The sequence below is a fragment of the Sphingomicrobium clamense genome, assembly GCF_019264355.1.
GTDB lineage: Bacteria > Pseudomonadota > Alphaproteobacteria > Sphingomonadales > Sphingomonadaceae > Sphingomicrobium > Sphingomicrobium clamense.
On record NZ_JAHVAH010000001.1, the window covers coordinates 1,748,639 to 1,768,977 of the forward strand.

Here is a 20,339-nt window from a genome sequence, read left to right on the forward strand (position 1 = left end):
CCACGATATGTCCCGCGACGCAGTCATCGTTTCCACCGCCCGTACCCCCATCGGCCGTGCCTATAAGGGCGCGTTCAACGCCACGCCGGGCGCCACGCTGGGCGCCTTTTCGCTGGCCCCTGCGATCGAACGCGCCGGGATCGAGGCGGGCGAGATCGACGATGTCGTGTGGGGCGCGGTCCTGACCCAGGGGACGCAGGCGGGCAATATCGGCCGCCAGGTCGCGCTCAAGGCAGGCTGCCCCGTCACTGTCTCGGGCCAGACGATCGACCGCCAATGCTCCTCGGGCCTGATGGCGATCGCGACCGCGGCCAAGCAGGTCATCACCGACAAGATGGATATCGTCGCCGCTGGCGGGCAGGACAGCATCAGCCTCGTCCAGACGCCCGAGATGCGCATCGCGATGGATCCCAGCCTCGTGGCGATGCACAAGGATGTTTACATGCCGATGCTGCAGACCGCCGAGACGGTCGCGCAGCGTTACGGAGTCTCGCGCGAGGCACAGGACGAATATGCGCTCCAGTCGCAGCAGCGCACCGCCGCCGCGCAGGAGGAAGGCCGCTTCGACGACGAGATCGTGTCGGTCTCGACCACGATGATGGTCAAGGACAAGGAAACGGGCGAGGTCTCCAAGCAGGACATCACGCTCGAAAAGGACGAAGGCAACCGTCCTTCGACCACGCTTGAGGGCCTCAACAACCTGCAGCCGGTCATGGGGCCGGACACTACCATTACCGCGGGCAACGCCTCGCAGCTCTCGGACGGCAGTTCGGCCTGCATCGTGATGGAAGCCGGAGAAGCCGCCAAGCGCGGGCTCCAGCCGCTCGGCCGTTATGTCGGCATGGCGGTTGCTGGCACCGAGCCCGACGAAATGGGAATCGGCCCGGTCTTCGCCATCCCCAAACTGCTCGACCGGTTCGGGCTGAAGATGGACGATATCGGCTTGTGGGAGCTCAACGAAGCCTTCGCGGTGCAGGTGCTCTACTGCCGCGACAAGCTGGGCATCGACAATGACATCCTCAACGTCGACGGCGGTTCGATCTCGATCGGCCACCCCTACGGCATGACGGGTGCGCGCTGCACCGGCCACGCGCTGATCGAAGGCAAGCGTCGCGGCGCCAAATATGTCGTCGTCACCATGTGCGTCGGTGGCGGCATGGGCGCGGCGGGGCTGTTCGAAATCCTCTAGAGACCAAAGGAAACGGCCCGCACTCTCCACAAATGCGGGCCGTCCCCCTTTTTAGCACCCTCGCGTCGCTTTAGGCGCTAATCTCGTCTCCGGCCTCGACAGCCACGCCGGTCTGGGCGGTGGCGGGCTCGAACATCGCCAATGTCCCCACGATCAGGAAGAAACTGGCGGCAAAGGCCTTGGTCATCTGGGTGAACATCGCTCTTCTCCTTTTTGGGATTACAAACGTAATCACCGGAGAATGACGCGTCCATGCCGCTGATCGAAGGCGGCCTGCCGTTTGTCGTCCCAAGATGAACCTCAGCTTTCGCGCCGAGGTTTTTCGCTATTCTGCGGGCGCGGTCGACGCTTTCCTCGACTCGAGCGAGAAGAGGCCCGGGCCGTTGGCGACGATCATCGCCATCCCGCCGGCGATCGCGACATCCTTCCAGAAGTGCGAGATGTGGCCGTAGAACAGGTCGGGATCATAGGCTTCGAGCGCAGGCATGAGCTGGAACACCAACCCCGCCGCAAGGCTGAACAGCGCCAACACGCCCGCCGCGGTGCGCGCATGCCAACCCGCCGCCACCATCAAGCCACCGCCAATCTCGACGAGCAGGACGACCGGCAGCAACACGCCGGACACACCCTGGCTTTCCATGTAGGCGACGGTCTCCTGATAGGACCCGACCTTCTGCAATCCGGCCACGATGAAGACCATCGCGAGCATCAGCCGCGCGACTGGGGAAAGATAATCTCTTAGGCTGTTCATCCCACAAGCTCCTACTGGTGAGGGGGAAGATTTCTCCCGTTTACCGTAATTCTTGCGCTTTCGCCACTATTCGAGCGTCCGTCCGCGCACCATCACCCAATCGACTTCCTCCAATACGGTGACGTCTTGGTAGGGATCGCCGTCGAACGCGATGAGGTCCGCGCTCATGCCGGGGGCGATCCGTCCGATCTCATTACCCATGTCGAGGACTTCGGCGGCCGTGATGGTGGCCGAAACCAGCGCCTGCGTCGGGTTCATCCCGGCATCGACCAGCATCTGGAATTCCTCGCCGTTGCGGCCATGTTCGAACACGCCGCTGTCGGTGCCGAACGCGACGGTGACACCCTCGGCGAGCGCCATGCGCACCTGTTCCCCGGTCAGCGCGACGGTGGCGCGCACCTTGGGCACGACGACGGGCGTGTACATGTTCTTGGCCAGCCCCTCCTCGATCCCCTTGAACGCCATCAGCGTGGGGACGAGCACGGTGCCATTAGCCTTCATCGCTCGCGCCGCCTCGCGATCGAGATAGGTTCCATGTTCGATCGTGCGCACGCCCGCGTTCGAGGCCGCCTCGATCCCGCGCGCGCCATGCGCATGTGCGGCGACATGGATGCCCAGCGTCGCGGCGGTGTCGACGATGCTCTTCATTTCCGCGTCGGTGAAATGCGCCTCGAGCCCCCTGCCCTGCTGGCTGAGCACGCCGCCGGTCGCGGTGATCTTGATGAAGTCGGCACCATTCTGGCTCGCCAGCCGCACCTTGGCGGCGCACTCGGTCGGTCCGGTGCAGTTATAACCGCTGTCGAGCAATTCGTTGATCTCGGGGCGGAAGCCGTTGGTGTCGCCGTGGCCACCGATGATCGCCAGCGCGGGGCCTGCCGACCAGATGCGCGGTCCCGGCACGACCCATTGCTCGGTCGCGCGGCGCAGCATGTGGGCGCTATGCTGGTCGCTGCCCGGGTTGCGGACGGTGGTGAAACCGGCCTCGAGCGTCTTTCGCGCATTCTTGACCGCCAGCACCGTATTCCATTCGACCGGAGTCGTCGCCGCGCGCCAGTAATCGCCGCTGGGATCGCCCGACAGATGCGTGTGCAGGTCGATGAGGCCCGGCATCACCGTCTTGTCCGACAGGTCGACGACTTCACCCGAAGGAGGGCGTTGATGCCCCGGCTCGACCGCCACGATCCGCCCCTGGTTGACCGTAATGGTCGCGGGCCCCGTTCCGCCCTCTCGCGCGTCGGCGATGAGGTTGCCGACGAGGATCGTGTCCTGCGCAGCAGCAGGTGTCGCGGCAGCCAGCATGGCAGTCGCGGCAAGCATCAGTCGTTTCATGAACGGCCCCTTTTTCCCTGTTCGCGATGGATGCTGCGCCGCTCGACGCGAATTGGCAAGCCTTGCCAGCCTCGCGCGTCGGTGCCAGCGTCATCGCCATGGACGCCGTCGAACTCATCGCACTGGCCGCCTCGTCCTCGCTACTGGCGGGGTGGCGGCTTTATCTCGTCACCTTCATTACCGGGCTCGGCATGAAGTTCGGCTGGGTGCCGCTGCCCGACAATCTGCAGATGCTCGACGTGCTCGCGAACAACTGGGTGCTCGCCATCGCGGGCGTCGGCACCTTTCTTGAATTCTTCGCCGACAAGATCGCCTGGGTCGACAGCGTCTGGGACAGCATCCACTCTGTCATTCGCCCGCTCGGCGGCGCGCTGCTGGCGCTGGCGATCCTCGATGCCAGCGACCCGGCCTTCCAGATCGTCGCTTTCCTTCTGGGCGGCGGCGCGGCCTTTGCCAGCCATGCCGGCAAGGCGAGCGCCCGCGCAGCGGTCAACATGAGCCCCGAACCGGTCAGCAACATGGTCGTGTCGACCGGCGAGGATATCGCTACGGGCGGGCTGCTCGCGCTTGCCATCCTCAACCCCGTCGCCGCCGCTTTGATCGCGGCGATGATGGTCGGGCTGACCCTCTGGCTGATCTTCGCCGCGCGCAAGGCGATCCGCAAATTGCTGGGACTAGGCGAACCGAAGGACGTGACGCCTCGCGCTTAGGCGCGGTGCTTCTCGACAAACTCCTCGACCACCGGAGCGATTTTGTCGCGCCACTTGCCGCCGTGGAAGATGCCATAATGGCCGACGCCTTCGGCCATGTAGTAGCGCTTCATCTTCTCGGGCAGGTGGGTGGCGAGCTTGAGCGCGGCCTTGGTCTGGCCAAGCCCCGAAATATCGTCGCGCTCGCCCTCGATCGCCAGCAGCGCGGTGTCGGTGATTTCGGTCAGGTCGACCAGCTTGCCGCGATGCATGAACTCGTTCTTGGGCAGCAAATGCCGCTGGAAGACGACGTCGACCGTCTGGAGGTAGAATTCCGCCGTCATGTCGGCGACGGCGCGATATTCGTCGTAAAATTCGCGGGTCTTGTCGGCGCTTTCGTCATCGCCCTCGACGAGATGCTTGAACATCTCCCAATGGCTCATGAGGTGGCTGCCGAGGTTCATGGTCATGAAGCCCGCAAGCTGGAGGAAGCCCGGATAGACCTTCCGGCCCGCGCCCGGATACATGTAGGGCACGGTCGCGATCACGTTCTGCTGGAACCAGGCGTGCGGGCGCTGGGTCGCCAGCGTGTTGACTGCGGTCGGCTGCTCGCGCGTGTCGATCGGGCCGCCCATCATCGTCAGCGTCGCGGGGCGTGCGGGGTCGTCCTCGCCGCCCATCACCGCGGTCGCGGCAAAGGCCGGGACCGACGGCTGGCACACGGCGAGCATGTGCGGGCGCTGCCCGGTCTTGCCATGAATATCGCGCAGGAAGTCGATCAGGTAATCGACATAATTGTCGAGGTCGAAGCTGCCCGCCGTGAGCGGCACCGTCTTCGCGTCGGCCCAGTCGGTGATGTAGACATCGTGCGCGGGCAGCATCCGCTTGACCGTTCCGCGCAGCAGCGTCGCGAAGTGGCCCGACATGGGCGCCACGATCAGCATCGGCGCCTGCCCTTCGCCCTTGCCGTCCGCCTTGTGGAAGTGGAGCAGGTTGCCGAATGGTCGTCGCTCGACAATGTCCTCGTCGACCGCGACGTGGTGGCCGTCGACCAGGGTCTCGGTGATTTCCCACTCGGGCTTGGCGCGGGTGGCGGTCGCGTGCGCGAACACGTCGAGCCCCGCGGCGACCACCGGCCCCATCGCACCATAGGCGAAGGGGTTGCTGGGGTTGGAAATCCATCCGGCGCCGAGTCCCGCCATGCGGCTGGCTCCGGCTAGCAGCGAACGCTGCACTTCATAGGCGTCGTAAAGCATGTGGCTCCAATGGGAGGTGAATCTCTTGGGATCGACAACGACTGTGGCGGCGTGAGGCTCCCACGGCAAGCCCCGATGTTGCGGTGCAATAGTTGCAACGCGGCGATTGAGGCCCGCGCGACACACTGTTAGGGGCAATGTCCACATGGCAACCGAACCTCCCCCGAAGAAATCGCTCTCCAACCTCCGCATGGTGTGGGAGCGAGTGCTGCGCTATCCCGGGCACCTGACCGCCGCCGCGATCGCGCTGCTGATCGCCGCCGGGGCGACCTCGGGCATTCCCTACGCCTTCAAGCTGATCATCGATCGCGGTTTTTCGGGCGAAGGCGATATTGCGCGCTGGTTTGAGTATCTCATCCTGCTGGTGATCGTGATGGCGCTCGCCACCGCGACCCGCTTCTACTTCGTCAGCTGGCTGGGCGAGCGGGTCGTCGCCGACATTCGCCGCGATGTGCATGCCAACCTGCTCCAGCTCTCGCCCGCCTATTTCGAGGAAAACCGACCCGCCGAGATTACCAGCCGCATCACCGTCGACACGACCGTGATCGAGCAGGTCGTCGGCACCACCATCTCGGTCGCGCTGCGCAACCTCGTGCTGGGCGTTACCTGCACCGTCATCATCTTCCTGATCGCGCCCAAGCTGGCGGGGATGATGCTACTCGGCATTCCGTTCATCGTCGTGCCGATCACGCTGCTGGGCCGCAAGATCCGCGCCGTTTCGGTCAGCAGCCAGGACCGCATCGCCGATGTCGGAACGCTCACCAGTGAAGTGCTCGGCGCGATGAAGATCGTCCAGGCCTTTGGGCAGCAGGATCGCGAAACCGACCGCTTCACCGACGCGACCGAGACCGTCTTCGCGGTCGCCAAGAAGCGCATCCTGCTGCGCGCGATCATGACCGCGATCGTCATCGCGCTGATGTTCATCGCCATCACGCTGGTCATCTGGCAGGGCGCGACCGACGTCATTGCGGGGCGGATGACCGGCGGCGATATCGCGGCGTTCGTGCTTTATGGCGGCCTGCTCGCGGGCGCGTTCGGCGCGCTCAGCGAAGTCTATGGCGACCTGTTGCGCGCCGCGGGCGCCTCGCAGCGCCTGGACGAGCTGATGCGGGTCGAGCCGGTCATCACCGCGCCAGCCAACCCCACGGAGCTGCCCAGCCCGCCGGTTGGCAGCCTGACGTTCGAGAAGGTCGACTTTCGCTATCCCACGCGCCTCGACACGGCGGCGCTCGAAGAGTTCAGCCTGGAAGTGAAGCCCGACGAGCTGGTCGCGATCGTCGGCCCCTCGGGCGCGGGCAAGACCACGCTCTTCCAGCTCGCGCAGCGTTTCTACGATCCGCAGGGCGGCCGCGTCCTGATCGACGGGGTCGACCTCAAGGACACCGACCCTGCCGCGCTGCGCCGCCGCATCGCGATGGTCCCGCAGGAGGTCATGATCTTCGCTGCCAGCGCGCGCGACAATTTGCGCTACGGCCGTTGGGACGCGAGCGACGAGGAGATCTGGGACGCCGCCCGCCTCGCCAATGCCGAAGAATTCCTGCGCGCCATGCCCGAAGGGCTCGACACCTATTTGGGCGAAGGCGGCGCACGTCTGTCCGGTGGCCAGCGCCAGCGCATCGCCATCGCCCGCGCGCTGCTGCGCAAGGACGCGCCGCTCCTGCTGCTCGACGAGGCGACCAGCGCGCTCGACGCCGAAAGCGAAGCCAAGGTGCAGGCCGCGCTCGACAATCTCATGGGCAAGCGCACGACGTTGGTCATCGCCCACCGCCTCGCCACCGTGCGCGCCGCCGATCGCATCGTGGTCATGGACAATGGCCGCATCGTCGAACAGGGCACGCACGCCGAGCTCGCGGCAGCCGGAGGCCTCTATGCCCGCCTCGCCAGCCTGCAGTTCGACGACCCCGCCTGAGGTCCATGTAACGTTCAGCGCGGTTGTGGCGTACTAGGAGGCATGACACAGCTTCACCGCCGCGCCCTGCTCGGCCTCCTTGGCACCGGTTCGCTCGCTGCGTTTGCCCTCGGCGGCAAGCGCGCCGAGGCCAATCCGCATGGCAGCCATCGCCATCCCGTGACCCTTTCCGACGCCGCCTGGCAGAAGAAGCTCGGCCCCAAACGCTACCGCATCCTGCGCAAGGCCGGGACCGAACCGCCCTTCAGCCATCGCTATAATGACGAGAAGCGCGCGGGCATGTATCACTGCGCAGGCTGCGACACGCCGCTTTTCTCCAGCCGCACAAAATATGACAGCCGGTCCGGCTGGCCCGCATTCTGGGCGGCCGAGGACGGCGTCATCCATTATGCCCGCGACACCAGCATGTTCATGACCCGCACCGAGGAACATTGCGCGCGGTGCGGCGGGCATCTCGGCCACGTGTTCGACGACGGCCCCCAGCCGACCGGCAAGCGCCACTGCATCAACGGCCTCGCGCTCAAGTTCAAACCGGCATGACGCTGATCCTGCTGCTCGCCTATCTGGGCGGCATCCTCACTATTCTTTCGCCCTGCATCCTGCCGGTGCTACCCTTCGTGTTCGCGCGCGCGGACAAGCCGTTCCTGCGCCATGGCCTGCCCATGCTGGCGGGGATGGCGGTGACCTTTGCGGGCGTTGCCACCCTCACCGCCTTCGCGGGCGAGTGGGCGGTCGGCGCGAATAATGCCGGGCGCTATATCGCGCTCGCCATCATGAGCTTGTTCGCGCTCATGCTGATCGTGCCCTCGCTCGCCGATCGCGTTATGGCGCCCGTCGCCAACCTCGGCAATCGCCTGTCGGGCAGCGAGGATGGCGGCCCGGCGGGCAGCGCGCTGCTCGGAGTCGCCACGGGACTGCTCTGGGCACCCTGCGCGGGCCCGATCCTCGGTCTTATCCTCACCGGCGCCGCGCTCTCGGGCGCGAGCGGCGAAACCGCGTTGCTGCTGTTAGCCTACTCCGCAGGCGCGGCGACCAGTCTTGCAGGCGCACTGCTCGTGGGCGGCAAACTCTATGCGAAGATGAAAGCCTCGCTTGGCGCCGGACAGGCGATCCGTAAGGCGCTCGGCGTGCTGATCCTCGTCGCAGTCGCCGCGATCGCGCTGGGTCTCGACACGCGCGTGCTTGCACGCCTTTCGGCAGGCCCCACTAACCAGATCGAACAGGGCCTCGCCAAGGTGCTGGGCATGGAGAGCCGCGACCTTACCACCGCGCTCGACGATGGCCCGCTCCCCGACGAGGAACCTTGGCCCGGCCTCGAGGGCGGCACGCTGTGGCTCGACGGCACCCCGCTCACCCCTGCCGACCTCGACGGCAAGGTCGTGCTGGTCGACTTCTGGACCTATAGCTGCATCAATTGCGTACGCACCGCGCCCTTCGTCGAGGCCTGGCACCAGCGCTACGAGGATGATGGGCTCGTCATCGTCGGCGTCCACACCCCCGAATTCGCATTTGAGCGCGATGCCGACAATGTCCGCAAGGCGGTGCGCGACCAGCGCATCACCTACGAAGTCGTGCTCGACAATAACTGGGCGATCTGGCGCGCCTTCGAAAACCGTTTCTGGCCGGCGCATTACTTGCGCGATGCTGGGGGACGCCTGCGCTACCATCATTTCGGCGAAGGCGGGCACATGGAAACCGAGTTGGCGATCCGCAAATTGCTGGTCGAGGCCGGCGCCGACCTCTCTCCCGAATGGTCCGACGCCGCACTCGACGATCGCCAGATGCAGGCCGACTTCAAGCGGATCGGCACGCGCGAGACTTATCTCGGCTGGAAACGCGCGAAGAACTTCGCGTCTCCCGGCGGCTTCGCCCAGGACGAAACCAAACTCTACAGGCCGGCAGAGCTTGCCGACAACGAATGGTCCCTGTCGGGCGTCTGGCAGGTCGAACGCCAACGCGCCATCGCCGGCGAAATCAATCCAGTCCTGTCGATCAACTTTTCCGCGCGCGATGCCAATCTCGTGCTCACCAGTATCGACGGCCAGCCCAAGCGCGGCCGCATCCAGCTCGACGGCGAGGCACCTGGTGCCGACGCCGGTGTCGACGTCGCACCCGACGGCAGCTTCACCATCGACGGCCAACGCGTCTACCAGCTCGTGCGACAGTCGGATGGCGCGCGTCGTCGCCTGCTGACCATTGCACTGGAAGACGGCACGGCAGCCTACGCCTTCACCTTTGGTTAGGTCGCAGAGCATGAACTTCGTTCCCACGAGACTGAGCTTGATAACGGCATCGTTCGTCTCGGAGCGCGCGGCTGGCCTACCCGTTCGTAACGCAAGCCGCCCGGCTTAGCTTCGCGCAAACGAAAAAGGGCGACCCGATGGCCGCCCTGATCCTTGGTTCCGTGTGCCCGAAACCTATTCGAAATTCATATAGGCTTCGTTGCCCACAAACCCCATCTTCTGTACTTCCGCGCGCTTGGTCACGGCGAGCACTTCGTCGACCAGCTCGTAGCGGGCCTCGGGTTCGGGCTGCAGGTGCAGCTCGGGAACCGGGACCATCTGCTGCGAGATGTCGAGGAACTGGCGCAACTGGATGAGATTCACCGGCGCGCCGTTCCACAGCACATCGCTGCTCTGCGTGACCACGATCTTGTTCTTGACCGGGTCGACCGGCGGCGGTGTATTCGATCCATCGTCCTGCGGAAGGTCGATCTTCACCGCGTGGCTCTGGATCGGGATGGTGATGATGAACATAATGAGCAGAACCAGCATGACGTCGATCAACGGCGTCGTGTTGATGTCCATCATCGGTTCGCCATCTTCGCTAAGCGTAGCAGCAGCCATTGCTTAAATCCTTAATCTAGAGGCGTTCGACAGCGGTACCGGCAGGCGGTTCGGAGATGAAGCCGACCCGCGCGAAACCTGCGCGCTGCATGGTGAAGATCGCGCCGCCGATGCACTTGTAGGGTGTATCGATATCGCCGCGGATATGCGCTTCGGGCATATTCTCGTCGGTGATGTTGTCGACACCGCCGACCCGTTCGATCTCTTCTTCGAGCTTGGCCACCGCACGATCGAGCAGCTCGTCGCTGCTGAGTCGGGTGAGGTCCCAGTACACGTTGCACTGGCCATTCTCGTAATTGACCGAGAGGTTGACGTTTTCCGGCTTGGTATCGGTCGGCTCATAGACGACCTGCGGCAAGCGCACGGGGACCGTGTCGAGCACGATCGGGATCGCGATCAGAAAGATGATGAGGAGAACCAACATAACGTCGACGAGCGGCGTCGTGTTGATGTCGGACATCGGAATGTCCTCGCCCGACTGTTCCATTCCTACGTTCATACCCATAGGGCGGTCTCTCTCTTCAAAAGTTCAGATGCGTAAGGACGGTTCTAGCGGGCAGGATCCGGTCGCGGATCGGCCGGACCCTGCCGCTGGAAGTCGTTCTTAGCTGCCGGGCTTGACCGGCGTACCGCCAGTGGTCGTGCCGGGCTTCGGCGCGGCCGTCGGGGCAGGCTTCTTGGCGGCCGGGGCCGACATGGCAGGCTTCACCTGGCCGTTCGACATGATGTAGCCGTGAACGTCGTTGGTGAAGGCCGAAAGGTCTTCCATGATCGACTTGTTACGACGGATCAGCCAGTTGTAGGCGAGCACCGCGGGCACCGCGACGACGAGGCCGAGCGCGGTCATGATGAGCGCTTCACCGACCGGGCCGGCAACCGTCGAGATCGAGGCCTGACCGGCAGCACCGATCTTCACGAGCGCGCGGTAGATGCCGACAACGGTACCGAACAGGCCGATGAACGGCGCCGTCGAACCAACCGTCGCGAGAAAGGCGAGGCCTTCGCCGAGGCGGCTGTTGATCGAGCCCTTCGAACGCTCGAGCGAACCGAGCATCCAGTCATGCTGGTCGACCGGGTTGGTCAGCTTGTTGTGCTGTTCGTCAGCGAGGATCGCGTCCTCGACGATGGCGCGATAGGCGCTCTTCTTCTCGAGCTTGCCCGAGGCTTCCTTGAGGTTCGCCGAGTTCCAGAAGTTGGCGCGAACCTTGTTGGCCTGGCTCATGATCTTCTGCTGCTGCAGAAGCTTGGTGAACAGGATGTAAAAGGTGCCGACGCTCATCAGCACGAGGATGGCAAAGGTTGCGATCGCGATCGGACCGCCTTCACGAAGCGCAGCCTGGAGACCGTAGGGGTTCTCTTCGACGGCTGCAGCGAGGATCAGTTCAAGCATATTGGTTTCCTAGCTTGGTAAGAAAATTGATTTAACGACGAGGGATTTCCCAGCGGATCGGCGGAGTATTGTACGTTCCCTGGACCTTGGCACCCGAGCTGTCGGTAGCCGGGTCGAACCGGGCGCGACGCTGCAGCAGGCGGCAGGTCGTGTCGTCCAGCAGCGACGATCCCGACGACTGCGTGACCGTACAAGCCGAAACGCGACCACGCGTATCGATCGTCAGGCGGGCGCGGACCGTGCCTTGCTCTTCGTTACGAAGCGCGCGGCTGGGATAATCGTCGGTCGAGAACAGACCACGCACGTCACCGCGCGGGTTGGCCGGTTCGATCCTGGGCGGCGGCGGCGCGGGAGGCGCCGGCGGCGCGACCGGAGCGGTCGGCGTAACTACCGGAGGCGGTGCCACGCGCGCGGTGGTGACCGGCGGCGGCAGGACGTTGGTACGCACGATCGGCGGCGGGGCGACGACCGGCGGAGGAGTTTCCACCTGCGGCTGTTCGGGCGGCGGGGGAGGTGGTTCCTCGGGCGGGGGCGGCGGCTCTTCTTCGACGTTGAAAGTCTTGAGGTCTTCCGCAACGTTCTTGACCACATTTGCGGCAAGGCCGGTGACCAGAACGTAGCCCAAGACCACGTGGAGCAGCGCCACGATGATGATCGGGCCGGTACGGTTGGCCTTCATCTCTCTGCGTTGGGCGTAGGACATTACGTCACTTCTCTCCTCGGCTTCCGCGGGTGGCTCCGCGGTTGTGTCGTTCCAGCGGGGCGCTGGACGATCACAGGATCATGAAATGCCGTGTACTAAGGTTACATTCGGCAATGGTGGGCTTCCTTATAGGTGGAAAATGGGCGTGGCAACGCATTTGTTCCCAATCCGACAGTGCGTGTCACTTCGTCGGCGGAACGACTTCGAACGAGCAAAGTTCGACCCCAACCCCTTGCGCATCTTCGTAAATATCGGGCTTTTCGGAACGCACGCGTAATGCCTTCACGCCGTGAAGCGCGCCCACGCGGTCGAAAATTTCGCCGACCAGCGTTTCCTGCAAATTCCAGCGCCTCGTCTGGGCGATGCGAATCACTTCGCGGCGCAGAAAGTCATAGTCCCACGCCTGCTGCGGATCGTCCTCGTGATTGGCCGCCGGATCCTCCAGCCACAGCTCGACGCTGACGATCAGTCGTTGCGGCGTGCCGATCTCGAAGTCATGAAAGCCGATGTCGGCTTCGACCTCGAGCCGGTCGAGCAGGATGCTCCGGCTCTTGGGCACCAGCCGCTTGATCCCGTCCAGTTTCACAGGGCCGCTCATTCATCCTCCACATCGATAAAGGCCACGTCGCGCGGCAAGGCAAGAAAGCGCTGGCCGGCATCGAGGGTCAGGGTCTCGCCGGTCACGCCCGGCGCGTCGATCAGGTAGCGCAGCGCGCCGACCAGTTCCCCGGGCTCGACCCCGTGGCCGAGCGGGTTGAGGTCGTGGACCATCTCGAAGTCGTTTTCTTCCATGTCGCCCGAGGGCAGCATCAGGGCGGGCGCGATCGCATTCACGCGTACGCCTGCGCCTGCCCACGCGCGCGCGGCTATATCGGTCCACCCCGCCAGCGCGGATTTCGAAAGCGTATAGCTGAGATAATCGGGGTTGGGCGCGGCGAGCTTGGCATCCAGGATATTGACGATCATCGCCTCGCCGCCCTCATGGGCATCGGCGAACGCCTCGGCGATCAGCGCGGGCGCGCGCACGTTGACCGCCATGTGCGCCTCGAACTCGTCTGATGACAGGCTGCCCAGCGAGTCTTCGGCAAAGCGCGCCGCGACATTGACCAGCAGGCTCGGCGCCTCCCCCTCGACCTGCGCGTAGAGATTCGTGCCGATGTCGGGGCGCGACAGGTCGCCCGCGATACGCTCGACGCCATCGGGCACCGGGTCGTTTTGATCGCGCACCTGGCCGATCACGCGCCAGCCATCGTCGCGCAATGCCTCGGCAACGGTTTTGCCGATGCGCGCCTTGACGCCAGTCACGAGTGCGGTGCCGCGGTTCATGGCCCGCCCCATGCCCGCTTCGCCGCGCACTGGCAATAAGCGGCGCGGCGCCCTATCTGCTGATCAATGCCCGAAACCAAGCCCTCCGTCAGTCTGGCCGGCCAGTCGCTCGCAGCCATCGCCAAGGCGATCGAAGAGCGCGGCAGCGCGCCGGTCGACCAGTGGAACCCGACCCACTGCGGCGACAGCGAGATGAAGATCCTTCGCGACGGCACCTGGCTCCACCAGGGCAGCCCCATCACGCGCCCCGCCATGGTCCGCCTTCTCTCCACCGTGTTGCGTCGCGAGGAAGATGGCAGCCACGTGCTCGTAACCCCCGTCGAGAAACTCACGATCGAGGTGGAACGCACCGCCTTTCGCGCCATCGCGATGACGATGGAAGGGGCTGGCGAAGATCGCCGCATCGCCTTCGAACTCGACAGCGGCGATGCCGTGATCGCCGGCCCCGACCACGCCATTTCGGTGATCGAAGAGGAGGACGGCCCCTCACCTCGCGTCCATGTCCGGCACGGGCTAGAAGCCGAAATCGCCCGCCCGCTTTATTACAAACTTGCCGAGACCGCGCTGGCCGAAGAGGCCAAGGGCGTCTGGTCCGACGGTGTCTTCTTCAGTCTGGAACCATGAGCTTCGAACTTCAGCTTCGCACCGCGCTTGCCGCCCCGTCCCCCGGCGAGAGCCAGGACGATCTCGACCCGTCCGAATTTGGCGAAATCACGCCGGCCGCCGTGCTCGTGCCGATCACCAAGCGCGAGCGCCCGGGGCTGATCCTCACCGTCCGCCACGGCGATTTGCGAAATCATGCCGGTCAGGTCGCTTTTCCCGGCGGCCGGATCGACCCGGGCGAAAGCGACGAGGAAGCCGCGCTGCGCGAAGCATGGGAAGAACTCGCCCTGCGCGCGCGCGATGTCGATCTGATCGGCCCGCTTGACCGCTATCTCACCGGCACCGGCTTCGCCGTGACGCCTGTGGTCGGGCTCGTCACGCCCGACGTCCCGCTCGAACCCAATCCGGGCGAAGTCGAGGAATGGTTCGAGGCGCCGCTTGACCGCCTGCTCGATCCCAAGCACCACCATCGCGAACGCACCGAATGGAGGGGGCGCATGCGCAACTATTGGCGGATCGATTATGGCGACCGGAATATCTGGGGCGCCACGGCAGGGATGATCGTCGGTTTGTCCAAGAGGTTCGCCGCGTGAGTTTCGACCTTGTCACCCTGCGCGCGCTGTCCGGCATGGCGCGTCTTCTTTCCGCGCTCGGCGAAGAGGAGGGCGCGGTCCGCTTCGTCGGCGGTTGCGTTCGTGATCAGCTGCTCGGACTGGACAGCGCCGACATCGATCTCGCGACCACCCACGATCCACACGAAGTCGTGCGGCGGCTCGAGGCGAAGGGCATTAAGGCGATCCCGACCGGCATTGAACACGGGACGATTACCGCCGTGTCCGACCATACCGTCGTGGAAGTTACGACGCTGCGGAGCGACGTGTCGACCGACGGCCGCCGTGCCACGGTCGCCTTCACCGACGACTGGAAAGAGGATGCTGCGAGGCGCGATTTCACCTTCAATGCGCTCTTCGCCGACCCGCTGACCGGGGAGATCAGCGATTATTTCGGCGGTCTCGACGATCTCGAAGCGCGACGTGTCCGTTTCATCGGCACGCCCGAGGCAAGAATCGAAGAAGATCATCTGCGCATCCTGCGCTTTTTCCGCTTCCACGCCCGCTTCGGCGAAGGCGAGCCCGACGCCGAAGGTCTCGAAGCCTGCGCCCGCAAAGCCAACAACCTCATGGCGCTGAGCCGCGAGCGGATTGCAGACGAATTGCTCAAGCTCCTCGCGCTCCCGCGGCCCGGCGACACGGTTGCGTTGATGCACGACAAAGGCATCTTCACGCCCGTCCTGCCCGAAATCGACGCCGACGGCGTAGGCCGCCTGAAAGCGCTGGTCTGGACCGAGGCCGAAACCAATCTCGACCCGCACCCGATCCGCCGCCTCGCCGCGCTGCTCCCCGCCGACCCGGCCATCGCGCGCGAGGTTGCGGGGCGCCTCAAGCTGTCCAAAGCGCAGCGGCAGCGTCTTGTGCTCGCCGCCACGGCTCATGAGGGCACTCAGCGCGCGCTCGCCTATCGCCGCGGCCGGGATGCAGCACTCGATGCGCTCGCGCTGGTTGATGACCGTGTCGGCATGGCCGACGTCGCCGAATGGGAAATTCCGGTCCTGCCGATCAAGGGCGGCGACCTCATCGAACGCGGCATCAAAAAGGGCCCGCAAGTCGCGAAGACGTTGCGGGCCCTTGAGGAAGAATGGATCCGGCAGGGATTCCCGGAGGGGACCGGATTCAATACCCTGCTGCAATCCGCCCTCGACAATTCCTAGTCGCGCGCGCGACCTAGTCGACGTGCCCCTGCGCTTCGATGAAGCGAAGCCCTGCTTCGTTGCCAAGAGCCCAGCGCACCTGGGCGGGCACAGCGCCGGCACGACCGACCTTCAGCGTGACGCGCTCGCCGATCATGACGTTTCCGTCGGTGAACAGACGGCAGCCCTCGCGCGAAATATCGGCGACCTTCACCGCCACTTCAGCGCCCTCGCTGTCGATCAGTACACCCTCATGTTCAACGCGCACGCGCGGCTGGCGCTTCACCTGGCCGGGTTCGCGGCGGAAATCATGGTTTTCGGCATTCATGATTCAAACTTTCAAACTCTGGTCGCAGAGTCGCCCCCCGGCGACCTATGCAAAAACTAATCAATGCTAGTTAATTTTTGGTTATCGTTGGATTGGCCTCGCGAAAGAATTGGAGCGCGTCGTCGGGCGCGAGCGGGCGGGCAAAGTGATAGCCCTGCCCTGTCCGGCACCCGAGCGCCGCCAGCGTGGTCGCAAGCGGCGCGCCTTCGATCCCTTCGGCAGTCGTCGCCATCCCCAACGCCTCTGCCAAGCTGAGAATGGCTCGGACAATCGAAACACTGTCGCTGTCATCGAGCATCTGGCGCACGAAACTCTTGTCGATCTTGAGCACGTCGATGGGCAGTTTCTGGAGGTAGGCGAGGCTGGAATAACCGGTGCCGAAATCGTCCATCGACAGGCTCGCGCCGAGCCCTTTCAGTCCCTCGAATACACGCATGGCGCGCCCCGGGTCCTGGACGATCGCGCTTTCGGTCAGCTCGAGCGTCAGCCGGTCGCCCGACACGCCGTGATGGCGCAGCGTTTCGCCGACGCAGGTGACGACATCGTCGCGCGCGATCTGGATCGCAGACAGGTTAACCGCGACGTAGAAAGGCAGCCCTCCCTCGTTCTGGCGGTCCCACGCTGCGATCGTGGCGATCGCGCGGTCGAGCGCCCAGCGCCCGAGGTCTAGGATCAGCCCGCTTTCCTCGGCGACCGGGATGAACTCGGTCGGCCCGATGCGTCCGCGATCCTCGTGGGTCCAGCGCGCCAGCGCCTCGAACCCCGTTACCGCGCCCGACCTGAGGTCGACCAGCGGCTGGTAGGCAAGCTCCAATTCCTCATTGTCGATCGCGCGGCGCAGCTCGGTCTCGATGCTGAACCGGCGACGCGCCTCGCGCGCTTCGCTGGGCGCATAGACTTCGGGCTTGCCGCTCGCCTTGGCCTGCTTGACCGCGAATTGGGCGTTGCGGAATAGCTCTTCGGCCTCCACGTCGCCGCTCTTGAGCGCGATGCCGATGGCGCAATCGACCTTGATCTCCAGCTCCGACAGCTTGAACGGCGTCGACAGGAGGTCGTGGATTCGCGCGGCGGCGGCCATCGCGTCCTGCACCCCGCGGCGCAGGCTGACGAGGATGCCGAACTCGTTCCCCCCGGTCCGCGCCAGCATGTCGCCCGAGCGCAGCGCGCTCATCAGGCGGCGCGCAAAGGTAATCAGCAGTTCGTCGCCCGCCAGGCTCCCCATGCTCTCGTTGATGCGCGAGAACCGCAGGATATCGATCGCCAGCACGGCATGATCGATTCCCCGCGCCGGTGTCTCGTCAAGCGCCTCGATCGTCTCGGTAAAGCGCAGGCGGTTGGGCAGCCCGGTCAGGCTGTCGCGCAGCATCTCGGCGCGCAAATTCTGCTCCGCCTTCACCTCCGCGGTGACATCGACCGCGCTCAACAGGCATCGCGCATGGCCTTCGCCATCGGGTAGCAGCGGCGCTAGCTTGAGCTTGCAATAGCGCTTTTGCGGCGTCTCGCCGACTTCATAGTCGAGATCGGTCGGAGCGGTTGCCGGATCGTGCAGGAAGTTTGCGACGAACGCTCCCGCCTCGCCATTCGCATGATGCGCATAAAGGTTCTTGCAGTCGTCATCGGCCGCCGAACGAAGCAGCGCAAGAAAGGCATCGTTAAAGCCGCACACCCACAGCTTGTCATTCTTCCAGCTGTAAATGCTCGCCGCCATGGGCAAGGCGTTGAGCAAGGGCAGATGATCGTCGGACGGGTCGATGTCCGGCACGCCGACAACGCCCGCATTACGCGGGCTCACGTCCACCCCTTCGGGAGTGACGGTTCGTTCGGCTCCGGCCTTCATGGGCGCTCGCATTAAACGAGAGGCGTTAACAGGCCCTAAAACAAGGGATTAACACGGGTTTAGTCGTCGTCCGACTTTTCCACCGGCGGGGTGAAGACATTTTCCTGCGGGAAGCCCATCGGCGCCATGCGTCCGGCAGCCCCGCGCGCCACCTTCCACGGCAGCACGTCGCTCTCGGTCCGGTTGCGCTTGCCCCCGCCCATCGCCCAGCTGATCCCGTCCTCCAGCTTGAACGCGATCGCGTCCGACAATCCGCCGTCGCGATAGCGCTGCAACTGCACCCCCGCGCCGCGGCTCATTTCCTTCAATTCATCGAGCTTGAACACCAGCATCTTGCGGTTCTCGCCTACCACCGCGATCGCGTCCGCGCCCTCGGGCACGTGCTTCAACAGCTTCATCCGATGCCCCTCCTTGAGGTTCATCAGCTGCTTGCCCTTCTTGGTCTCGGCTATCACCGCTTCGCCGCGCGCCAGGAAGCCGCGCCCGTCGCTCGCCGCGCACAGCAGCTGCATGTCCGGGGTCACCGGGAACATCGTCACGATGTCCACCTCACCCTCCAGGTCGACCATCAGCCGCACCGGCTCCCCGAACCCGCGCGCACCGGGCAGCTTGTCGCCGCCCACGGTGAACACCTTCCCGTTCTGCGCCCCGATCAGCAATTTGTCGGTCGTGTAGGCGTGGAAGTGGATGTCCGCCTCGTCGCCCTCGCGGAATTTCATGTCGGGGATGGTGGCGAGCTCGGCATGCCCCTTCATCGCGCGGATCCAGCCCTTCTTCGACAGGATGACGGTAATCGGCTCCTTCTCGATCATCGCAGTCCAGTCGAGGTCGCGCGCCACCTCTTGCTCCTCGACCACGGTCCGCCGCGGATCGTCGGCATAGTCTTTCGCCAGCGCGCGCATGTCGGCCTTCAACCGCTTCTTTTGCAGCCCCTCATCCTTGACCAGCTCGTCTAGCCCCGCGCGCTCTTCCACCAGCGCCTCGCGCTCCTTGGTCAGCTCCATTTCCTCGAGCTTGCGCAAGGACCGCAGCCGCATGTTGAGGATCGCCTCGGCCTGCCGGTCGGTCAACTCGAACTCGGCCATCATGACCTGCTTGGGCTCGTCCTCGGTGCGGATGATCTCGATCACCCGGTCGAGGTTGAGGAACGCCTTCAGGAAGCCCTCGACCAGCTCCAGCCGGTCGTCGATCTTCCCGATCCGGTGCAGCGAGCGATTGACCAGCACCTCGATCTGGAAGCGGATCCACGCGAGCAGCGCCTCCTTGAGGCTCATCACGCCCGGCGTCCGCCCGTTCTCCAGCACGTTCAAGTTGAGCGAAAAACGGCTCTCCAGATCGCTCAACTTGTAGAGGCTTTCAAGCAGCAGGTCCGGGTCCACCGTCCGCGCCTTGGGCTCGAGCACGATGCGGATATCCTCCGCGCTCTCGTCGCGCACATCGGCAAGGATCGGCAGCTTCTTGTCCCCGATCAGCCCCGCGATCTGCTCGATCAGCTTGCCCTTGCTGACCCCATAGGGAATTTCACTGACGACGAGGTGCCATGCCCCGCCCTTCTCCTTGATCACCTCGATCCTGGCGCGAATGCGGAAAGAGCCGCGCCCCGTCACATAGGCTTTTTCGATCGTCCTGGGATCGTCGACCAAGACGCCGCCCGTCGGAAAGTCAGGCCCCTGGACATAGTTCATCAGCGTCGCGTCATGCGCGTTCGGCGTATCGATCAGGTGCACTGCGGCCGCGACCAGCTCGCCGACATTATGCGGCGGGATCGAGGTCGCCATTCCCACCGCGATCCCCGCCGCCCCGTTGGCGAGCAGGTTGGGGAACAGGCCCGGAAACACTTCGGGCTCCTCGTCCTCGCCATTATAGGTCGCGCGATAGTCGACCGTCCCGGCGTCGAGCCCGTCCATCAGCCGCATCGCGGTCTTGGTCAGCCGCGCCTCGGTATAGCGGTAGGCGGCGGCATTATCGCCGTCGATATTGCCGAAATTCCCCTGCCCCTCGACCAACGGGTAGCGCAGCGAAAAGTCCTGCGCGAGCCGCACCATCGCATCGTAGACCGACGCGTCCCCGTGCGGATGATATTTACCGATGACATCGCCGACCACACGCGCCGATTTCTTGTACGCGCCGGTGGGGTTCAGCTTGAGCAAGCGCATGGCCCAGAGCAGGCGACGGTGCACGGGTTTAAGACCGTCTCTGACGTCGGGAAGGCTACGAGCCGTGATCGTCGAGAGGGCGTAGACCAGGTAACGGTCGGAGAGGGCGGAACTGAAGGGTTCTGGAGTGATCAGGGAATCGGGTTCGGTGGTCATGGCCGGGACGTTAGCGGGAGAGGGGTTGGGGGGCTATGGGGAATGCTCATTCGGGTTGAAGCCACCAACGCCAATTGCGCCTTAGCCCTTGCTAACCCCGTCGGACGGGTTCGGCTGGGCCGAC

The 20,339-nt window shown here is 64.7% G+C and carries 21 protein-coding genes; 8 read left to right on the plus strand and 13 right to left on the minus strand.

The genetic code is table 11. The annotated features are described in order from the left end of the window. Positions 1-7: 7 nt before the first annotated feature. A complete protein-coding gene (locus KTQ36_RS08980) occupies positions 8-1,189 on the plus strand; it encodes an acetyl-CoA C-acyltransferase (RefSeq protein ID WP_218633330.1) in 1,182 nt (393 codons plus the stop codon). 70 nt (positions 1,190-1,259) lie between these two features. Here the strand turns inward: KTQ36_RS08980 and KTQ36_RS11440 are convergent, their stop codons facing one another. The 3 genes from KTQ36_RS11440 to KTQ36_RS08990 form a co-directional block, all read right to left on the minus strand. Next, positions 1,260-1,388: a hypothetical protein gene (locus KTQ36_RS11440; RefSeq protein ID WP_255554476.1), complete on the minus strand. Its 129-nt coding sequence runs from the start codon at positions 1,386-1,388 to the stop codon at positions 1,260-1,262. A 126-nt stretch (positions 1,389-1,514) separates the two neighbouring features. After that, positions 1,515-1,940, minus strand: a complete 426-nt coding sequence (locus KTQ36_RS08985; protein ID WP_218633331.1) for a DoxX family protein — start codon at positions 1,938-1,940, stop codon at positions 1,515-1,517. A gap of 66 nt (positions 1,941-2,006) precedes the next feature. Further along, a complete protein-coding gene (locus KTQ36_RS08990) occupies positions 2,007-3,269 on the minus strand; it encodes a metal-dependent hydrolase family protein (RefSeq protein ID WP_218633332.1) in 1,263 nt (420 codons plus the stop codon). Between the two features lie 98 nt (positions 3,270-3,367). On the opposite strand from KTQ36_RS08990, the gene KTQ36_RS08995 reads away from it, so the two are divergent. After that, positions 3,368-3,979: a DUF4126 domain-containing protein gene (locus tag KTQ36_RS08995; RefSeq protein ID WP_218633900.1), complete on the plus strand. Its 612-nt coding sequence runs from the start codon at positions 3,368-3,370 to the stop codon at positions 3,977-3,979. Here the strand turns inward: KTQ36_RS08995 and KTQ36_RS09000 are convergent. After that, positions 3,976-5,214 carry a polyhydroxyalkanoate depolymerase gene (locus KTQ36_RS09000; RefSeq protein WP_218633333.1) on the minus strand — a complete coding sequence of 413 codons (1,239 nt, stop codon included), beginning with the start codon at positions 5,212-5,214 and terminating at the stop codon, positions 3,976-3,978. The two genes, KTQ36_RS08995 and KTQ36_RS09000, sit on opposite strands and share 4 nt — an antisense overlap. A 145-nt stretch (positions 5,215-5,359) precedes the next feature. Between KTQ36_RS09000 and KTQ36_RS09005 the strand changes: the two genes are divergently transcribed. From KTQ36_RS09005 to KTQ36_RS09015, 3 genes are read left to right on the plus strand one after another with little or no spacing between them, the layout of a single operon-like run. Further along, positions 5,360-7,123 carry an ABC transporter transmembrane domain-containing protein gene (locus tag KTQ36_RS09005; RefSeq protein ID WP_218633334.1) on the plus strand — a complete coding sequence of 588 codons (1,764 nt, stop codon included), beginning with the start codon at positions 5,360-5,362 and terminating at the stop codon, positions 7,121-7,123. Positions 7,124-7,165: 42 nt separating this feature from the next. Continuing rightward, on the plus strand, positions 7,166-7,663 hold the full coding sequence (gene msrB, locus KTQ36_RS09010; RefSeq protein WP_218633335.1) for a peptide-methionine (R)-S-oxide reductase MsrB: 498 nt from the start codon (positions 7,166-7,168) through the stop codon (positions 7,661-7,663). Beyond that, entirely contained in the window at positions 7,660-9,366 is a 1,707-nt protein-coding gene (locus tag KTQ36_RS09015; protein ID WP_218633336.1) for a cytochrome c biogenesis protein DipZ, read from the plus strand. Before msrB ends, KTQ36_RS09015 begins: the two co-directional genes overlap by 4 nt. Before the next feature lie 174 nt (positions 9,367-9,540). On the opposite strand, the gene KTQ36_RS09020 is transcribed toward KTQ36_RS09015, so the two are convergent. The 6 genes from KTQ36_RS09020 to KTQ36_RS09045 all read right to left on the minus strand — a co-directional run bounded on the left by KTQ36_RS09020 (position 9,541) and on the right by KTQ36_RS09045 (position 13,388). Continuing rightward, positions 9,541-9,969, minus strand: a complete 429-nt coding sequence (locus KTQ36_RS09020; RefSeq protein ID WP_218633337.1) for an ExbD/TolR family protein — start codon at positions 9,967-9,969, stop codon at positions 9,541-9,543. Between the two features lie 16 nt (positions 9,970-9,985). Next, positions 9,986-10,474: an ExbD/TolR family protein gene (locus tag KTQ36_RS09025; RefSeq protein WP_218633338.1), complete on the minus strand. Its 489-nt coding sequence runs from the start codon at positions 10,472-10,474 to the stop codon at positions 9,986-9,988. Positions 10,475-10,573: 99 nt separating this feature from the next. Beyond that, positions 10,574-11,359 carry a MotA/TolQ/ExbB proton channel family protein gene (locus KTQ36_RS09030; RefSeq protein WP_218633339.1) on the minus strand — a complete coding sequence of 262 codons (786 nt, stop codon included), beginning with the start codon at positions 11,357-11,359 and terminating at the stop codon, positions 10,574-10,576. A gap of 31 nt (positions 11,360-11,390) precedes the next feature. Further along, entirely contained in the window at positions 11,391-12,062 is a 672-nt protein-coding gene (locus KTQ36_RS09035) for an energy transducer TonB (protein ID WP_218633340.1), read from the minus strand. A 181-nt stretch (positions 12,063-12,243) separates the two neighbouring features. Next, positions 12,244-12,660: a dihydroneopterin aldolase gene (locus tag KTQ36_RS09040; protein WP_218633341.1), complete on the minus strand. Its 417-nt coding sequence runs from the start codon at positions 12,658-12,660 to the stop codon at positions 12,244-12,246. Continuing rightward, positions 12,657-13,388, minus strand: coding sequence for an SDR family oxidoreductase (locus tag KTQ36_RS09045; protein WP_218633342.1), 732 nt, complete (start codon positions 13,386-13,388; stop codon positions 12,657-12,659). The genes KTQ36_RS09040 and KTQ36_RS09045 overlap by 4 nt, the downstream gene beginning before the upstream one ends. A 66-nt stretch (positions 13,389-13,454) precedes the next feature. Between KTQ36_RS09045 and KTQ36_RS09050 the strand changes: the two genes are divergently transcribed. The 3 genes from KTQ36_RS09050 to KTQ36_RS09060 are packed head-to-tail and all read left to right on the plus strand — an operon-like array spanning position 13,455 to position 15,759. Then, the gene (locus KTQ36_RS09050; RefSeq protein WP_218633343.1) at positions 13,455-14,012 is read left to right on the plus strand and encodes a DUF1285 domain-containing protein; all 558 of its coding nucleotides are present in this window, start codon (positions 13,455-13,457) and stop codon (positions 14,010-14,012) included. Continuing rightward, on the plus strand, positions 14,009-14,584 hold the full coding sequence (locus KTQ36_RS09055) for a CoA pyrophosphatase (protein WP_218633344.1): 576 nt from the start codon (positions 14,009-14,011) through the stop codon (positions 14,582-14,584). Before KTQ36_RS09050 ends, KTQ36_RS09055 begins: the two co-directional genes overlap by 4 nt. A gap of 35 nt (positions 14,585-14,619) precedes the next feature. Next, positions 14,620-15,759: a CCA tRNA nucleotidyltransferase gene (locus KTQ36_RS09060; protein ID WP_218633901.1), complete on the plus strand. Its 1,140-nt coding sequence runs from the start codon at positions 14,620-14,622 to the stop codon at positions 15,757-15,759. A gap of 13 nt (positions 15,760-15,772) precedes the next feature. Here the strand turns inward: KTQ36_RS09060 and KTQ36_RS09065 are convergent, their stop codons facing one another. From KTQ36_RS09065 to parC, 3 genes are all read right to left on the minus strand, one after another. Beyond that, the gene (locus KTQ36_RS09065) at positions 15,773-16,066 is read right to left on the minus strand and encodes a PilZ domain-containing protein (RefSeq protein ID WP_218633345.1); all 294 of its coding nucleotides are present in this window, start codon (positions 16,064-16,066) and stop codon (positions 15,773-15,775) included. A gap of 70 nt (positions 16,067-16,136) precedes the next feature. After that, positions 16,137-17,858 (minus strand): putative bifunctional diguanylate cyclase/phosphodiesterase, encoded by a 1,722-nt coding sequence (locus KTQ36_RS09070; protein ID WP_345777699.1) that lies wholly within the window; start codon positions 17,856-17,858, stop codon positions 16,137-16,139. 104 nt (positions 17,859-17,962) lie between these two features. Further along, the gene (gene parC / locus KTQ36_RS09075) at positions 17,963-20,215 is read right to left on the minus strand and encodes a DNA topoisomerase IV subunit A (RefSeq protein WP_218633347.1); all 2,253 of its coding nucleotides are present in this window, start codon (positions 20,213-20,215) and stop codon (positions 17,963-17,965) included. Positions 20,216-20,339 lie beyond the last annotated feature (124 nt).

Coding starts and splice junctions, on each gene's coding strand:
- KTQ36_RS08980 (WP_218633330.1), top strand. CDS start 8: ATGTCCCGCGACGCAGTCATCGTTTCCACCGCCCGTACCCCCATCGGC.
- KTQ36_RS11440 (WP_255554476.1), bottom strand. CDS start 1,388: ATGTTCACCCAGATGACCAAGGCCTTTGCCGCCAGTTTCTTCCTGATC.
- KTQ36_RS08985 (WP_218633331.1), bottom strand. CDS start 1,940: ATGAACAGCCTAAGAGATTATCTTTCCCCAGTCGCGCGGCTGATGCTC.
- KTQ36_RS08990 (WP_218633332.1), bottom strand. CDS start 3,269: ATGAAACGACTGATGCTTGCCGCGACTGCCATGCTGGCTGCCGCGACA.
- KTQ36_RS08995 (WP_218633900.1), top strand. CDS start 3,368: ATGGACGCCGTCGAACTCATCGCACTGGCCGCCTCGTCCTCGCTACTG.
- KTQ36_RS09000 (WP_218633333.1), bottom strand. CDS start 5,214: ATGCTTTACGACGCCTATGAAGTGCAGCGTTCGCTGCTAGCCGGAGCC.
- KTQ36_RS09005 (WP_218633334.1), top strand. CDS start 5,360: ATGGCAACCGAACCTCCCCCGAAGAAATCGCTCTCCAACCTCCGCATG.
- msrB (WP_218633335.1), top strand. CDS start 7,166: ATGACACAGCTTCACCGCCGCGCCCTGCTCGGCCTCCTTGGCACCGGT.
- KTQ36_RS09015 (WP_218633336.1), top strand. CDS start 7,660: ATGACGCTGATCCTGCTGCTCGCCTATCTGGGCGGCATCCTCACTATT.
- KTQ36_RS09020 (WP_218633337.1), bottom strand. CDS start 9,969: ATGGCTGCTGCTACGCTTAGCGAAGATGGCGAACCGATGATGGACATC.
- KTQ36_RS09025 (WP_218633338.1), bottom strand. CDS start 10,474: ATGGGTATGAACGTAGGAATGGAACAGTCGGGCGAGGACATTCCGATG.
- KTQ36_RS09030 (WP_218633339.1), bottom strand. CDS start 11,359: ATGCTTGAACTGATCCTCGCTGCAGCCGTCGAAGAGAACCCCTACGGT.
- KTQ36_RS09035 (WP_218633340.1), bottom strand. CDS start 12,062: ATGTCCTACGCCCAACGCAGAGAGATGAAGGCCAACCGTACCGGCCCG.
- KTQ36_RS09040 (WP_218633341.1), bottom strand. CDS start 12,660: ATGAGCGGCCCTGTGAAACTGGACGGGATCAAGCGGCTGGTGCCCAAG.
- KTQ36_RS09045 (WP_218633342.1), bottom strand. CDS start 13,388: ATGAACCGCGGCACCGCACTCGTGACTGGCGTCAAGGCGCGCATCGGC.
- KTQ36_RS09050 (WP_218633343.1), top strand. CDS start 13,455: ATGCCCGAAACCAAGCCCTCCGTCAGTCTGGCCGGCCAGTCGCTCGCA.
- KTQ36_RS09055 (WP_218633344.1), top strand. CDS start 14,009: ATGAGCTTCGAACTTCAGCTTCGCACCGCGCTTGCCGCCCCGTCCCCC.
- KTQ36_RS09060 (WP_218633901.1), top strand. CDS start 14,620: ATGGCGCGTCTTCTTTCCGCGCTCGGCGAAGAGGAGGGCGCGGTCCGC.
- KTQ36_RS09065 (WP_218633345.1), bottom strand. CDS start 16,066: ATGAATGCCGAAAACCATGATTTCCGCCGCGAACCCGGCCAGGTGAAG.
- parC (WP_218633347.1), bottom strand. CDS start 20,215: ATGACCACCGAACCCGATTCCCTGATCACTCCAGAACCCTTCAGTTCC.